Source organism: Bradyrhizobium sp. USDA 4501, from assembly GCF_054062115.1.
Window position 1 is genome coordinate 561,941 of the sequence record NZ_JBSSEX010000001.1, and the last position, 15,136, is coordinate 577,076.

The following is a 15,136-nucleotide window of genomic DNA, read 5'->3' on the forward strand; positions in this document are numbered from 1 at the left end:
GCTTTCCGTGGAAGTGTGGTAAAGATCGGACAGGTCGAAGCTGAAAGAACAACGGCTTAGCCGGATTAACTTGGCCAAAGGCAGTATTTCCCCGGCCCCGTTCGTCCTTCCCGGCGATTTGGAGCAGCAGTCGATGCGGGTGATTCTTCAGGCGTGTGCCGCTGTCCTGATTTGGGGATGTTTCGGCGCGGCGGCCGCGCAAGCCCCCGCACAACCTGTCCCCCAGGAGACCACGGTCGAGCGCCAGGTTCGCGCCCTGGCCAACCGGGACACCCAGATTGGCCTCTATCTCAACGTGTTACCTGATTGCACGTCGGGCCCGCTGCCGACCATCCGCCTAGTCGCCGCGCCGGCTGCCGGAAAGGTTGTGGTGAAGTCGGCGAAGGCGAAGGCCACCAATTACAAGGCCTGCCTGGCGCTCGAGGTGCCGGCCTATGTCGCCTTCTACAAGGCGCCGCCGGAATTTCTCGGCGATGACGCGCTGACCATCGAGGTCAAGTACCAGGGCGGTCGAACCGAAATTCAGAAGATCACCGTCAAGGTGAGTGCACCAGGCGGGCAGCAGAAGATCTGATGGGCGTTGCCGGCGATCTGAGGCCCGCGCGCCGACCAATCGCCTTACAGCGGCTCGCCCTCGGCTTCGTCCAGCTGCAACGACACCTCGCTCGGTGCGGAGGCCGGCTGCCTGAGCGAAGCTCTATCCTCGTGGCAATCGCTGATTCGGCGGGCAACCACCCGGTCGGTCCGCGGCGCCTGACCAACATTGGTCTTGTTGACCTCGGTATAGGCCTCGTCGCTGAGAACCGTGATGACGGTGCTGACCGGCCCGAGATAGTCGCAGCGGTTGGAGAAGACGTATTTGTTGTTGATCTTCTCCGGCCGCGAAGAGTGGCAATTTCCAACGGACGGAGATGAGAAGGTCGCCTTCATCGCCTGGGTTGGATCGACACAGCGCGTCATTTCGCGCTCGAGCAGCGTTTGCCGGACGTTCGAGGACGTGGCGATTTCCAGCGTCCGCACGAAGCGCCACATTCCCTTTCGGAAGGTCGGCCCGCTGAATCCCTCCTCCGCCATGGCGCTCGGGGAGGCGAGCACGAACACGGAAAGCGCGGTCACGACGCCAAGCGCGGATGCGAAGATCTTCGACGGGGCGAAGCCCTCACACGATGTCATTTATTGAATCCCTAACCGGCCGATTGACGCGGATCGCGTGACTTCGCTTGAAGCACGTCCAACCTCACATCATTCAGGAGCATTTCGTGTTAAGACCCCGTAAATGCTTGGGCTTTCCTCGACGCTCTCACGAGCTCTTGCGCCAAACACGGTGAATGCCCGGTTGCTTCAGGCCGGGGCAGCTTCGGCGCGACAGGAAGCGCAGCGTCTGCTCCGTAGAGGGACGAATGGACGCCTCGTCCGCCGTCTGATTGCCAGCTAGTGCTGCAAAGCCGCCGCAGCGGACTTGTCAGTCTTGGCCTCAGACTTGGCCTCAATCTTGGCCGCGCTACCGTCGTCGCAGTCGCCGATCCTTGTCGCGACGACCGTGTCGGTCCGGGGATGCTCACCGGTGCTGATCTCGTTCAGCTCGGTATAGGCCTCGTCGCTACGCACGGTGATGACGGTGCTGACCGTCCCCATGTAATCGCAGCGGTGCCCGAAGGTGTATTGATTACCGACCTTCTCGGGCTTGTCCGAGACGCAGCTTCCGATCGATCCCGAGGCAAAGGTCGCCTTCATGGCGTGGGTCGGGTCGACGCAGCGCGTCGTCTCCGCGTTGACCACCCGATACTTGAAGTTCTTGTTGGCGGTCCTGACCACATCGAGCGTTCGCACGAAGCGCCACAGACCTTTGCGGAAGCTCGGGCCAGAAAAGGCTTGATCGCCCTGAGCCGGCTGCGCCGCCGCTGCCCGGGCGTTCGCCGGTTGAGGAGCTTGAGTCTGCGCATGAGCTGCCAGCGCAGGCAATGAGACAATCATCAGAGTCAGTAGCGAACGTGCAATGCCACCACGGAAGTCCATTCCCACCCCCGATGTCCGTCCGAATGCGTTCGTGATGCGATCCGGTCAGCGCATTGAAGCAATCTCCGGAATACGACTCAATACATCACACCACTTGCAGGGCGAATTGTGGCCAGTAAAGGCGCATTAACGCTACCGGGCAGCTTGCAGCCGAATTCAGACTTACTGCAGCAAACTTGCAACACCTGACACGCCATTCGCGATGGCGCCGGCCGATCTCCCCCGCACCGCATTGGGCAGAGAGGTTTGACCTCAGAGGTTTTTTTTGCTCATTTAGCGCGAGATATTTTCTTCAATTACTTAGCCTATCGCTGGACGAGGGGGCACTGATGCGTATTCGGTTTGGCTACACGGTCGCAGGCATTTTGGCGTTGGGTGCAACGTCGTTCGGCAGCTCCGGGCCGGCGGCGGCAGCGGACCTTGGCCTGGTCACAAAAGCACCGGTCGGCACCTGCACCGAGATCGTCTTCACCTGCGAGAACGGCCATCAATATCCGCTGTGCCCGCGCGCTGTGTCGGTCGAGGGCGAAGTGGTCACGGCCTCCCTGCTCACCGGCCGTGGCGGCATCCATGTACGGCACGTTCCGATGGGCGTCGGCTATCGCTATGCGGGCCGCGGCGTCTGGCTGGACGGCTTCCGGGAAAACGCGCTGCTCAACTTCGGCAAGCGCCACCAGGTGGCGTGCACCATCGCGCATTCATGAGTGCGCGCTCTGCGTCGCTGCAACGGGCGCGACGCAGAGCACCTCAAGCAGCCGAACTCTCCTCACCCCTTGGTGCGGAGCACGGCGCGCGACGAGCGCGAGAACATATATGCCTTCGGATTGACGTAGACCGGGCAGTAGTCCTGCCACTGGTACAGCTGCCAATTCCATTTCCAGCAGCCCGATACGATCTGGGGCTCTTGCACGTAGTCCAGCCGGTACGGCGGATCGCCAAACGGATAGTAGTCGCCGCATCGCGCCGCCGTCGAAGACAGAACGACGATTGAAGCGGCCGCGGCAATGATCACAGAAAATGACTTGTTCATAACGCCCCTCGATCGAATGACGTGACCGCGCGAGAGTGCCAAATCCGCCGGTCGTTATCAAGGTGGCGGCCGCCTGCCTGTCAGTAGCTCGTGATCTGTCGCCTGTTTGTAGCTCGTGAAGTGTCGTGTTTTCGGTGCTCCGGAACAAGGGGGGCACGATGGGCACGGCATCCATTCACGAGGGTGTACGACGGATGCGGTTTTCAGATTTGCTGGATCGGACGGAGGCGAAGGAACTGACGCAGGAGGCAGCATCGGAGGTTCTTGGGATAGTGTTCGGACGTTTCAACGCTGGGCGGAGCGCTATGAGGCGGAGGGCGACGACGGGCTTGTCGACCGCCGGCTGGGGCGTCGTTCGCCACGGCGGGCGCCGGAGGAGGAGCTGGAACGGATGCTTGCGCTGTACCGGGACAGTACGCGGACTTCACGGTGAAGCACTTCCACGAGCAGATGCAAAAGCGGCACGACTATGTGCTGGGCTATACGGTGACGAAGCTGGCGCTGCACGCGGCGGGGCTGGTGCGGAAGGCTCCGAAGCGTTCGGCGCACCGCAAGAAGCGGCCGCGGCGGCCGCTTCGGGGCATGCTGCTGCACCAGGACGGATCGCGCCACGTTTGGATCGAAGGCCTGCCCGCGAGGGACCTGATCGTCACGATGGACGATGCGACCAGCGAGATCTACTCGATGGTGCTGGTCGAGGAAGAAGGAACGGCCTCGACCTTCCAGGCCTTGCGCGAAGTGATTGGCGAGCATGGCCTGTTCTGCGCGCTCTACACCGACCGCGGCAGCCATTATTTCCTGACCCCAAAAGCTGGCGAGAAGGTCTCGAAGACGCAACAAACCCAGGTGGGACGGGCTTTGTCGCATCTTGGGATCGAGCATATCGCAGCCTATTCGCCGCAGGCGCGCGGGCGTTCCGAGCGGGTGTTCGGCACCTTGCAGGATCGGCTGCCGAAGGAGCTGCGGCTTGCCGGGATCACGACGGTTGAGGCTGCCAACGCGTGGCTGAAGGCGCATTACATCCCCGGGCACAACGCCGCGTTTGCGATCAAGCCCGAACAGGAAGGCACGGCATTCGTGGCCGATCGGCATGAGGCCTGGCGCGAGGCGCTGTGCGTGATCGAGGAGCGAACCGTCGCCAACGATAATACCGTTGCATGGAACGGTCGGCGGCTGCAGCTGCCGCAGAGCCGGCTCAGGCCTCACTTCGTCAAGGCTGTGGTGCGGCTCCATGAGTATCCCGATGGCACCGTCAGCGTGTTCCTTGGACCGCATCGGTTGGCGATGTTTAGCGCCAACGGACAGCAGATCAGCCCCGACGCGCTTCAGCCTGGCGGCGTGCTCGGAGCCGTCAAGGACAAGCCCTGGCGGGCGCGCAAGCGCGCGTCCTTGACCGCTCCTGCGCGCGCCGCCGTCGAGAAAGCGCGGGTCGGGACGGAGAAACGGGCTTCAAGTCGAACAAAGAAACTCACCCACAGGGCTAAAACCGCCACAACAGCCGTGGCATGATCAATCAGGGAAAGCCGTCCCCGCCTTCCGGCTCCCCTGCAAATCAGAAACGAAGGCGACAGATCACGAGCTACAAAAACACGACATCTTCACCCGCTACGGACAGGTGGCGGCCGCCTGCCCCGAGACGCCAACCGGCCGCCTACACCGCGCGATTCTGCGTCGGCGCGCGGCCGCCGCCATCGGCGACCAGCACTGCGCCCGTCACGAAGGACGCCTCGTCGGAGGCCAGGAACAGGCAGCACGCGGCGATCTCGGCAGGCTCGGCCATCCGTCCCAGGGCAATGCGTCGTTCGACGCCGCGAATCTCGGCATCGGGCGTGGTGCCATTCTGGTCCGCAAGCAGCTGCATTTCATGGGCGCTCATCGGCGTGCGCACCCAGCCCGGCGCCACCGCATTGGCGCGGATGCCGTCGGCGCCGTGCGCATAGGCCAGCGAGCGCGTATAGGCGACGACGGCCGCCTTGCTGGCGGCGTAGCTTGCGCTGTCCGGGCTGGCATTGAACGCGGCAACCGAGGCGACGTTCACGATCGCGCCGCCGCGCTGCCGGAGCAGCGGCAGCGATGCCCGGCAGACCCGCATGGTCCCCGTGAGGTTGACATCGAGCGTCCTGACCCAGACCTCGTCGGAGACGCTGGCGGGCTGATCCGGCACGATCAGACCTGCGGCGTTGACCACGATGTCGAGCCACGCCCCGCAGGCGGCGACGGCGTTGGCGATGTCGTCCGGACGCGTGACGTCGCCATGGACCGCCTGCCCTCCGCACTCCGCCGCGGCGGTCTGGAGCTCTGCCTCACCGAGCCCGAACAGCACGACGCGCGCGCCGCTCAACGCCAGCAGCGCCGCCGTCGCCCGGCCGATCCCCGTGGCTGCGCCGGTCACCAGCGCCGTCTTTCCGTCGAGCCGCGGCATCAGGGCATGATCGGGAAAAGTGGAAACCGGTTTTCCGAAAAGACCATGCTCATCTAGACTCCCCACTGCCGTTCGACGGCAAATCCGGTCTCCGGCAGCGTCGAGCCGCCATCGACGACGATGGTCTGCCCGGTGACGTATTTGGCCTCGGTGGAGGCGAGGTAGAGCATCGCGCAAGCGATGTCGTCGGCGCTGCCCATGTGCCCCATCGGAATGAAGCGCTCGAGCTTCGCCTTGTTCTCCGGCGCGCTCATGGTGCCGCGGCCCGGCTTTTCGATGAAGCCGGCCTCGACGCCGTTGACCGTGATGCCGTCGCGCGCGAGCTCGAAGGCGGCGCCGCGGATGAATGCGTTGACGCCGGCTTTCGCCGCCGAGTAATGCGCGCCGCCGCCCATCGCGACGCGCGCGGAGACCGAGGATGTCACGAGGATGCGCCCGAACCTGACGGCACGCATGTGCGGAATTGCGGCCTGTGCGAGCCAGATGCTGGCGTTGAGGTTAAGCGCCAGCGTGTCCTCGAGCTTGGCTTCATCGAGCTCCTCAAGCGATGACCACGGACAGCCGCCGGCATTGTGCACGACGATATCGAGCCGGCCGTATCTCGCGGCCACACCGTCAACCAGCGCCCGCAAGCTGCCCCGATCGAGCCTGTCGAACGGAACGCAATGCGCCGCCCGTCCATCGGCCGTCAGTTCGCGCGCCAGCGCCTCGGCCACATCAAGCGTCCGGTTGGCGATCACCACGGTCGCGCCGGCCTCCGCGAGCCGTCTCACGATGGCGGCGCCGATCCCCCTGCCCCCGCCGGTGACGATGGCGATGCGGCCGTCAAGATTGAACGGAGGCACCTGCATCAGATCGCTCCTGCGCCGCGCAGCAAGTCGATGAACCGCGCCAACACCGCCGTGTGTGTGTCGACGTCGCGCGCGGACGTCGCCGGACACATCAGCAGCATGGTGTGGAACGGGGTCACCAGAATGCCCTCGTTGATGTAGAACGCATGCAGCAGGGTCTCGAGATCGGGTTGCCGGCCGGCAATGACGTCGGCGCCGCTGCGTGGCGGCTGCGGCATGAACATGATCTCGGCGCGCGCGCCGATCTGCGTGACGTGCCAGGGCAGACCGGCCGCCGCGATCGGCCGGCGCGCTTCCTGCGCAAGCCAGGTCGCGGTTCCGATCATCCGCTCGTAATTCGCAGAGGTCAGCACCTTCTCCAGCACCGCGCGCATGGTCGCGACCGTCAGCGCGTTGCCGGCAAGCGTGCCGCCGAATCCAAGATGCGCCGACTGCCGCTCGCGCGGATTGACGTGGGGAACGAGTTTCCAGAGCCGCTCGGCGATCTCCTGGCTGAGACCGAATACGCCGGCAGGGATGCCGCCCGCGATCGCCTTGCCCGCGACGAAGATGTCGGGCTCGAGTCCATGGCTCTTCGTGTAGCCACCCGGCCCGCAGGACAGCGTGTGGGTCTCGTCGATAATGAGGACGGTGCCGGCGCGGCGCGTCAGCTCCCGCAACGCTTGGTGAAAACCGGGATCGACCGGGATCATGCCGAAATTTGTCATCAGCGGCTCGGTCAGCACGCAGGCGACGTCGCCATGGGCAAGTGCCGCCTCAAGGCCCGCGACATCGTTGAACTCGACGACCCTGCTCACCGCATCATGATCGATGCCGTTGGGATGGATCATGTTGCGCAGGCCGACCCGGCCGTCGCGGATCTCGACATGCGCCTCCTCGACGCCGCCATGATAGCAGCCGGAGAACACCAGCACCTTGCGCCGGCCGGTGATCATGCGCGAGATGCGGATCGCGGCACGGTTGGCGTCGGTCGCCGACGTCGTCAGCGTCCAGTATTTCGGGCCGAAGCGCCGCGACAGCTCAGCGCCGACCCAGATACTGTCTTCCGTCGGCAGCATCATGGTCGCGCCACGCTTGAGCTGAGCGAGCGCCGCCTCGGTCACCGCCTCGGGCGCGTGCCCACACATGCCGCCGGTGTCGCCAAGGCAGAAATCGATGTAGTCGCGTCCGTCGATATCCCTGATATGCGCGCCCTGCGCCTCCTCGGCATAGACAGGGAAGCCGCCGGCCCAGCGCCGCATCCAGTGCGACGGGCCGCCATAAAGATAATGCTGCCTTCCCTCCTGCCAGGCCGCGGCCGAGCGCGGGTGCAGCGCGCGAAAGCGCTCCTGCTCGGCATCGAGCAATCGGTTCAGAACGCCCGTGCGTTCGGCAGTTGCAGCTGTCATAGCGCGATCCAGGCGGTCTTGAGGTCGGTATAGGCGTCGAGGGCGTGCAGTGACTTGTCGCGTCCGAAGCCGGATTGCTTGAAGCCGCCGAGCGGCACCGTGATGTTGGCGCCGCCATAGGCGTTGACGTGCACGACGCCGGCCTTGATGGCGCGCACCATACGATGCGCCGTCGACAGACTTGCGGTCCACACCGCCGACGCAAGTCCATAGGGGGTCGCATTGGCGAGCGCTGTGGCATCTTCCTCGCCCTCGAACCGCGTCACTGCCAGCACCGGGCCGAACACCTCATCGCGCCAGACCTGCATCGACGGCGTCACGTCGGTGAGGATCGCGGGCGCCATGAAATTGCCGCCGCTCTCGACGCGGATCTGCTCGCCGCCGATCAGCCGCGTCGCGCCCTGCGCTTCCGCGCCGGCAACGGCATCCAGGTTCTTGCGCAACTGCGGCTTGCTCGCGATGGCGCCGATATCCGAGGTCAGTTCGAGGGGATCGCCGACGCGGAGCTTCGCGGTGGCGTCGCGCAGTTCGGCCATGAAGCGATCATAGATCGAGGACTGCACCAAGAGCCGCGATCCGGCCACGCAGACCTGGCCGGAGTTTCGGAAGATCCCGCTCGCGGAGACCTTGGCCGCATGCTTGATGTCAGGCACATCGGCGAACACGATGTTGGGCGACTTGCCGCCAAGCTCCAGATGGACGCGCTTCAAGTTCGATCGCGCCGAGCATTCCAGGAGACGACGGCCCACCGCACCCGAGCCGGTGAAGGCAAGCACATCGACATCCATGTGCAGCGCAAGCGCCTCGCCGGCCGATGCGCCGCGGCCGGTGACGACGTTGAGCACGCCGTCGGGCAACCCCGCCTCGGTCGCGAGCTCGGCAAACCGCAACAGCGTCAGCGAGGCAAGCTCCGGCGGCTTGACCACGACCGAATTTCCGGCGGCGAGCGCCGGGCCGATCTTCCACGCTCCGATCATCAGCGGGAAATTCCACGGCACGATCACGCCGACGACACCAAGCGGCTCGCGATGCACGAGCCCGAGCACATCGCCTGAGGTCGGCGCGATCTCGCCATAGACCTTGTCGATCGCCTCGGCGTAGTACCGGATGGTGCCGGCGGCCGAGAGCGGCTCGGCCTTGTAGGCCATGCTGATCTCGGTGCCGTTGTCGCGCACGCCGAGCACCGCAATCTCGAGCGCGTGCCGCTCGATGAGATCGGCGAACCGAAGCAACACCTTCTTGCGTTGCGCCGGCGCGGCGCGCGACCAGCTGCCCTGATCGAATGCCTGCCGCGCATGTCTGACCGCGGCGTCGACATCGGCCACGTCGCCGTCAGCTATGCTGGTCAATACCTTGCCGTCGATCGGCGACACGACATCAAGCCGTGCCTCGCTGATCGCCGGTGTCGGCCGGCCGCCGATGAAGAGCTGCTGGGCCGGAATGATGGCCGCGCGTAGTCGATCGATCTGGGCTTGCTGCATGCGAGACAATTATGACGATGACAAAGGCGGCTTCCGAGCGAGACCGCTGGCACCGCGCAATCCTCGCCAAATCAAGGCTTTGGCAGCAATCAACCGATAGGTGGATGTCACGGCAAGGCACGCCCCAATAGCGTGATCGCACGATGGCCGAGCGCTCCGCCTGCGTTATCCAAACCGGTTGTCACCATCCCTTACGCCTGCCGGCGAGCCGAAGGTCATGCCTGAGATGACGCAGCCCCGCATTCTCCTGATCGGAACGGGAGACACCAAGGCCGACGAACTGCTGTTCATGAGCGAGTGCATCGCCCGCGCCGGTGGCCGAACCATCATGATGGACATCAGCGTGCTCGGCGATCCGCCGTACCAGGCGGCACATGACAAGCACGCGGTGGCGGCCGCCGCACAGACCACGATCGAGGCGATCGCATCGAGCGGCGACGAGAATTCCGCGATGTCACTGATGGCGGTTGGCGCCGCCAATCTGGCGCGCGCGCTCGCGGAGCGCGATACCATCGACGGCGTGATCGCGATCGGTGGCACGATGGGCACCGACCTTGCGCTCGACGTCGCGCAGGCGCTGCCGCTCGGCCTGCCGAAGCTGATCGTCTCGACCGTCGCCTTCTCACATCTGATCCCGCCCGAGCGCGTCGCCGCCGATCTGATGATGATCCTGTGGGCCGGCGGTCTCTACGGCCTCAACGGCACCTGCACCGCCGTGCTGTCGCAAGCCTGCGGCGCGATCGTCGGCGCCGCCAGAAGCGCAATCAGGCCGCGCAAGGACCGGCCGGTCGTTGCGATCACCTCGCTCGGCAAGAGCTGCCTACGCTATATGGTCGAGCTCAAGCCGCAGCTCGAGCGGCGCGGCTACGAGGTGGTCGTCTTCCACACCACCGGCATGGGCGGCCGCGCGATGGAATCGATCGCCGCGCAAGGCGGCTTTGCCGCGGTGCTGGACCTCAGCCTGCAGGAGGTCGCCAACCAGCTCACCGGCTCGGTGGTCAATTCCGGCGCTGACAGGCTGGAGAATGCGGGCAGAGCCGGCATTCCACAGATCGTCGCGCCGGGGGCGATCGACATGGTCGACTTCCCGGCATGGCTTGGGGTTCCGAGCGAGCTGTCGGATCGTCCATTCCACGCGCATAACCGGCTGCTTGCGTCGGCAACGTCGGGATCCACCGATCGCCAACGGATCGCCCGCGCGATTGCCGGGAAACTGTCCCAGGCCAACGCTCCCGTTGCCTTCGTGCTGCCCGCCGGCGGCATCCAGCAATGGGATCGCGAAGGCGAAGCGTTGCACGATCCTGACGCTCTCGCCGCCTTCGTCGACGCCATGCGATCGGCGATCAAGGCGCCGGTCGAGCTGCACGAGATCACGGATCACATCAACAGCGCCGCATTCAACGAAACGGTGCTCGGCGTCTTCGACCGATGGGTCGCTGCCGGCATTGTTCCTCGCGGCCGCACCACGGTTGCCGCATGAGGAGGCCGCTTGCCCAGGCGCTGGTGCTCGACTTCGGCGGGGTAATCTCGAAGACATTGTTCGAGACCCACGACCTGACCGAGCGCACGCTCGGACTCGCCCCCTGCACACTGAAATGGCTCGGACCGTTCGCGCCCGACAGCGATCCGCTCTGGACGAGCATGCAGCTCGGCGAGATTTCGGAACGCGACTACTGGCTGACCCGCAGCCGCGAGGTCGGGCGCTTGGTCGGCGAGGACTGGCGCGACATGGAGACCTTCGTGAAACGCGCGCGCGGCGCCGATCCCGACACCGTGATCCGCCCTGAGGCAGCGCGCGCGATCACCCTCGCCGCCGATGCCGGGTTCCGGCTCGCTATCCTCTCGAACGAGCTCGACCTGTTTTACGGCACCGATTTCCGCAGCCGCCTCTCCATCCTCAAGCGCTTCGATACCATCGTCGATGCCACGCATACCGGCATCCTGAAGCCCGACCCCCGCGCTTATCAAAGCGTGCTGGACGAACTGGCGCTGGAGGCAGACAATTGCGTCTTCGTCGACGACCAGCGCCGCAACATCGCAGGCGCCGCCGCATGCAACATGCGCACGGTGCTGTTCGATGTGCGCAATCCTGCCACGTCCTACAGCGAGGCGCTGCGGCATTTCGGGCTGCAGTTCGACTAAAGCGCTTTCGAGCGAAGCGGGTACCGGTTCGCGTGAAGAAAACGCGTCAAGACCAGAATCTGGAGCTCGGTCCCGATTCCATCGGAACGAAAAAGGCTCCAACCGGACAGGGAACGATCATGCGCGACAGAAACTTCCTGGTTGAGAACAACGCCAAGCCGATCTGGCACCCGATGGCTCATCCCGCCGAGATGCGGGCGCAGCCGCCGCGGATCGTGATGAAGGGCGAAGGCGTCGAAGTCACCGATATCGACGGCAAGACCGTGATCGATGCGGTCGGTGGATTGTGGAATGTCAATCTCGGCTACAGCTGCGATCCGATCAAGCAGGCGATCGCGGACCAGCTCAGCGCGCTGCCGTATTATTCGGGCTTCCGCGGCACCTCATCCGGCCCCTCGATCGAGCTCGCCTACGAGCTCACCGAATGGTTCAAGCCGGAAGGCATGGTGCGCGCTTTCTTCACCTCGGGCGGATCGGACTCAGTCGAGACCGCGCTACGGCTCGCGCGGCAATACTGGAAGATCAAGGGCCAGGCTGATCGCACCAAGTTCCTGGCGTTGAAGAAGGGCTATCACGGCACCCATTTCGGCGGTGCCTCCGTCAACGGCAACGCCAATTTCCGCCGCAACTACGAGCCGATGCTGCCCGGCGTGTTCCATATCCCCGCGCCGTCGACCTATCGCAATCCCTTCAACGAGACCGATCCCGCAAAACTCGCGCAGCTGTGCGGGGCGACGATGGAAGAGGAGATCGCGTTCCAGGGCGCCGACACCATCGCGGCCCTCATCATGGAGCCGGTGCTCGGGGCCGGCGGCGTGATCGTGCCGCCGGACAGCTTCATGAAGCTGGCCCGTGAGATCTGCAACCGTCACGGCATCCTGATGATCGCGGACGAGGTCGTCACCGGTTTCGGGCGCACCGGCGCATGGTCGGGTTCGCGGCTCTGGGGCGTGAAACCCGACATGATGACGATGGCCAAGGCGATCACCTCGGGCTATTTCCCACTCGGCGCGACGCTGATCGGCGAGCAGGTTGCGGAAGCTTTCGAGGCCGACACGACCACGTTCGGCTCGATCGGCCACGGCTACACCTATTCCGGCCATCCGGTCGGCTGCGCCGCGGGCCTTGCGGCGCTCGCCGAGACCCGCCGCCTCAAGCTGGACGAGAATGCCGCCGCACGCGGCGAGGACCTTGCGCGGGCACTTGCCGCGCTCAAGGCGAAGCACGCGCTGGTCGGCGACGTCAGAGGCAAGGGTTTGATGGCCGCACTCGAGCTGGTCGCCGATCGCGACAGCAAGAAGGCCGCCGACAAGAAGACGATGGCGAAGGTCGCCGATGCGGCCTACGAGGCCGGGGTGATGCTGCGCGTCTCCGGCAACAACCTGATCCTGTCCCCGCCCCTGATCCTGACGTCGGCCGACGTGCGGCGGATCGCCGAAGGAATCGACGCCGGCCTCTCAGCGGCCGGTTGACAGCACGCTGACGCAAGCCATGGCGCGCTCAAACAGCGCGCCATCCGCCTTGTCGCGGTCGAGGCAATCGGCCAGCGACGCGGCCGACATACTCTGGTCGGTGCAGAAGATGCGCATGAAATCGGCCGCCAGCGCGACCTTGCGCGGCTCGGATTGGCGCTCCCAATCGTTGCTGCTCAGATAGAGCAAGGACGCATCGTCAACGCTGCTTTCAGCCGCCACGCCACGCGCGACCGGTCCGGTCGCCAATAGCGCCAGCAGCGCGCCGGCCACCGCTCCGATGCGATGCGCGCGGCCGCTCATTTCGTCTCCCTGGCATTCACCATCGGCGGCACGTCGAGCGCGGGATTGCGATCGAAGAAGTTGAACGGACGCAGCCGGAAGCCATGCCACAGGCCGGGCATAACCGGCCAATCCTCGGCGCGCGGCACGTGGCGGAAGCCGACCGTGTACCACAGCACGAGGTCGCGGTCCTCGATCGGCCGCTTCGCCGCCGTCCATTTCGGCAGGCCGTCGACCTCGGGGTTTCCGTTCGGATACATGCCCGCGGCGTAGCGCTCGTCCTTGGCGTAGGCCGAGGTCCATAGCGTGTAGGCGCTGAAACCCGCGCGCAGCTGGATCGGATCGTCCTTGGCGAGCAGCGAGACGTCGGAGTGACCGGGCATCAGCTGATAGCTCGTGCGATAGCCGCGGCTGTTGGTCTTGCCTGTGCTCTCGATCCTGAACTGTGCCGCGTTCAGCGGCATGGTGATCGGCCCTTCGGTCGCAACCGGCCTGGTGTCGACCTGCCAGAGGCTCTTGCGCTGACCCTGCTCCAGCCTGCGGACATTGAAGCGATCCTCGACCAGCCGGTTCGAGGTGCCGTCGACGTCCATGTCGATCCGGAACGTCATGTAGTGATCGTGATTGACCGCGAGCAGCCGTTCGTCGACCAGCGTCCCAAAGGCGGTATCTTGCGCCGCCGTCGGGTCGCTCAGTGTCTTGCTCGCGACGCCCTTGGTCGCATCGATGCCGTAGGCACCGAGCCGCACATCGATATTGCCGGCACGGTCGAACACGTAGTCCACCAGATAGTCGTAATTGCCGACCACCGGCGCCATCCGCACCACCAGCTCGTTGTTCGGCCGCACCTCGGCGGTGTTGTTGATCAGCTCGCTGTGGCGCCAGATCGGATCGCCGGTCGGGCGCTCGAAGATGCAGACCGCGCCCTTGGAAACGACCGGCGCACCCTTGGTATCCGAGATCGTCAGGTCGAGATAATGCGCGCCTTCGGGACAATCCGCGCCGCGCTGCAATTCGCTGGAGAGCACGCCAAAGCCATACTCACCGATGTCCATATAGGCGCGGAACGACCAGGTCGGCGCCGGATCCATATAGGGCACGAACATCTCGCTCGCCGAAATCTGGTAGGCGATGTCGCGAAGCGTGCCGTGGTCGTCGTAGCGGATCAGCGACAGCACGGCGCCGACGCGCGGCTCGAGACGGACATGGAACAACCAGTTGTCCCAGTGGACCTGGCCGCCCTCCACCTTCACGTTGCTGCCTTCAGGCGCGGTGATTTCGATCGGCTTCGGTGGCTTGCGATATGTTCCGGAGTCGGCATAGGCGTGCGAGGGCGTCTGCGGCGGTGGCGGCACCACGCCGAGATCGGTCACCGACAGCACCGTTTTGCTCTTGAGATCGACCTGAGCGAACAGGTTCTCGATCGGCTTGCCCCAGAGATTGTTGGCGGCGCCCGTGGTGTCGACACAGGGAACGTTGAGCAGGCGGCGGCCTTTCAGGACCGGGTCGCTCACCGGACCGACCGTCAGCGGCAGACACATGACGTTGCGGAAATCGGTGATGCCGCGCTTGGCCATCGCGGCGATCCAGCGCGGGTCCTGCTTCGGCAGGTCGCCGGCGGAGATCAGCTCATCGATGGTCAGCGCAGCCTCGTGATCCCTGACTTCCTGCCAGCCGAGCAGGCTGCGCGCGGCGAGATCGACATGGGCCTCGTAGAGATGCGCGCCGCTCAGCAGCGTCGCGCTGGCCCGCCGCGTGAAGGGCTGTCCGGGCTTCCACGCCCGTACCTCGTCCTTGGGATCCTCCTCGACCGACATCGAGACGACCCGCGCCGAATCGTCGAGCTTGCCGGCGCCGCGCAGGATATCGGAGACCGAGCGGATTTCGTCGGTGGTGAGCCCGTCCATCGGGTGCGTTGCGGCCGCTTGCGGCCACATCCGCCGCTCGGCCTGCGCCGGCAGCGGCGCCGCCAATGGTCGCGACCATCAGACCGGCCACTGCCCACACGCCATGCCGGGATATCAGAGCCATTCCGCCCTCCACTCAAAGCCA

The 15,136-nt window shown here is 65.2% G+C and carries 15 protein-coding genes and 1 pseudogene; 7 read left to right on the top strand and 9 right to left on the bottom strand.

Annotation, left to right across the window (positions count from 1 at the left end):
- Positions 1 to 133 precede the first annotated feature (133 nt).
- On the top strand, positions 134 to 574 hold the full coding sequence (locus ACVWZM_RS02685; protein WP_233443129.1) for a hypothetical protein: 441 nt from the start codon (positions 134 to 136) through the stop codon (positions 572 to 574).
- 44 nt (positions 575 to 618) lie between these two features.
- Here ACVWZM_RS02685 and ACVWZM_RS02690 read toward each other — a convergent pair whose 3' ends face one another.
- Positions 619 to 1,173, bottom strand: a complete 555-nt coding sequence (locus ACVWZM_RS02690; RefSeq protein ID WP_456851751.1) for a DUF3617 domain-containing protein — start codon at positions 1,171 to 1,173, stop codon at positions 619 to 621.
- 258 nt (positions 1,174 to 1,431) lie between these two features.
- The gene (locus tag ACVWZM_RS02695; protein ID WP_057017070.1) at positions 1,432 to 2,016 is read right to left on the bottom strand and encodes a DUF3617 family protein; all 585 of its coding nucleotides are present in this window, start codon (positions 2,014 to 2,016) and stop codon (positions 1,432 to 1,434) included.
- 329 nt (positions 2,017 to 2,345) lie between these two features.
- On the opposite strand from ACVWZM_RS02695, the gene ACVWZM_RS02700 reads away from it, so the two are divergent.
- Positions 2,346 to 2,720, top strand: a complete 375-nt coding sequence (locus ACVWZM_RS02700; protein ID WP_141339930.1) for a hypothetical protein — start codon at positions 2,346 to 2,348, stop codon at positions 2,718 to 2,720.
- A gap of 62 nt (positions 2,721 to 2,782) precedes the next feature.
- On the opposite strand, the gene ACVWZM_RS02705 is transcribed toward ACVWZM_RS02700, so the two are convergent.
- On the bottom strand, positions 2,783 to 3,046 hold the full coding sequence (locus ACVWZM_RS02705) for a hypothetical protein (protein WP_018270873.1): 264 nt from the start codon (positions 3,044 to 3,046) through the stop codon (positions 2,783 to 2,785).
- 115 nt (positions 3,047 to 3,161) lie between these two features.
- Here ACVWZM_RS02705 and ACVWZM_RS02710 point away from each other — a divergent pair, with 115 nt between their 5' ends.
- Complete coding sequence (locus ACVWZM_RS02710) at positions 3,162 to 3,479, top strand: helix-turn-helix domain-containing protein (protein ID WP_456851753.1); 318 nt, start codon at positions 3,162 to 3,164, stop codon at positions 3,477 to 3,479.
- Positions 3,470 to 4,555, top strand: a pseudogene (locus tag ACVWZM_RS02715) (ISNCY family transposase); the annotation flags it as partial. The gene ACVWZM_RS02710 and the pseudogene ACVWZM_RS02715, both read left to right, overlap by 10 nt.
- Before the next feature lie 142 nt (positions 4,556 to 4,697).
- Here ACVWZM_RS02715 and ACVWZM_RS02720 read toward each other — a convergent pair.
- Genes ACVWZM_RS02720 through ACVWZM_RS02735 form a run of 4 tightly spaced genes read right to left on the bottom strand, consistent with a single transcriptional unit; the run spans position 4,698 to position 9,188 of the window.
- A complete protein-coding gene (locus tag ACVWZM_RS02720; RefSeq protein WP_456851755.1) occupies positions 4,698 to 5,468 on the bottom strand; it encodes an SDR family NAD(P)-dependent oxidoreductase in 771 nt (256 codons plus the stop codon).
- A gap of 53 nt (positions 5,469 to 5,521) precedes the next feature.
- Entirely contained in the window at positions 5,522 to 6,319 is a 798-nt protein-coding gene (locus tag ACVWZM_RS02725) for an SDR family oxidoreductase (RefSeq protein ID WP_456851757.1), read from the bottom strand.
- Positions 6,319 to 7,707: a transaminase gene (locus ACVWZM_RS02730; protein ID WP_456851759.1), complete on the bottom strand. Its 1,389-nt coding sequence runs from the start codon at positions 7,705 to 7,707 to the stop codon at positions 6,319 to 6,321. The genes ACVWZM_RS02725 and ACVWZM_RS02730 overlap by 1 nt, the downstream gene beginning before the upstream one ends.
- Positions 7,704 to 9,188, bottom strand: a complete 1,485-nt coding sequence (locus tag ACVWZM_RS02735) for an aldehyde dehydrogenase (protein ID WP_456814237.1) — start codon at positions 9,186 to 9,188, stop codon at positions 7,704 to 7,706. Before ACVWZM_RS02735 ends, ACVWZM_RS02730 begins: the two co-directional genes overlap by 4 nt.
- Before the next feature lie 217 nt (positions 9,189 to 9,405).
- On the opposite strand from ACVWZM_RS02735, the gene ACVWZM_RS02740 reads away from it, so the two are divergent.
- The 3 genes from ACVWZM_RS02740 to ACVWZM_RS02750 all read left to right on the top strand — a co-directional run bounded on the left by ACVWZM_RS02740 (position 9,406) and on the right by ACVWZM_RS02750 (position 12,802).
- Complete coding sequence (locus ACVWZM_RS02740; protein ID WP_076826172.1) at positions 9,406 to 10,668, top strand: Tm-1-like ATP-binding domain-containing protein; 1,263 nt, start codon at positions 9,406 to 9,408, stop codon at positions 10,666 to 10,668.
- The gene (locus tag ACVWZM_RS02745) at positions 10,665 to 11,330 is read left to right on the top strand and encodes an HAD family hydrolase (RefSeq protein ID WP_456835211.1); all 666 of its coding nucleotides are present in this window, start codon (positions 10,665 to 10,667) and stop codon (positions 11,328 to 11,330) included. Before ACVWZM_RS02740 ends, ACVWZM_RS02745 begins: the two co-directional genes overlap by 4 nt.
- A gap of 119 nt (positions 11,331 to 11,449) precedes the next feature.
- Entirely contained in the window at positions 11,450 to 12,802 is a 1,353-nt protein-coding gene (locus tag ACVWZM_RS02750) for an aminotransferase class III-fold pyridoxal phosphate-dependent enzyme (protein ID WP_076826168.1), read from the top strand.
- Here the strand turns inward: ACVWZM_RS02750 and ACVWZM_RS02755 are convergent.
- A complete protein-coding gene (locus tag ACVWZM_RS02755; protein WP_076826167.1) occupies positions 12,788 to 13,105 on the bottom strand; it encodes a hypothetical protein in 318 nt (105 codons plus the stop codon). The genes ACVWZM_RS02750 and ACVWZM_RS02755 overlap by 15 nt on opposite strands.
- A complete protein-coding gene (locus tag ACVWZM_RS02760) occupies positions 13,102 to 15,057 on the bottom strand; it encodes a copper amine oxidase (RefSeq protein ID WP_456851761.1) in 1,956 nt (651 codons plus the stop codon). Before ACVWZM_RS02760 ends, ACVWZM_RS02755 begins: the two co-directional genes overlap by 4 nt.
- Between the last annotated feature and the right edge of the window lie 79 nt (positions 15,058 to 15,136).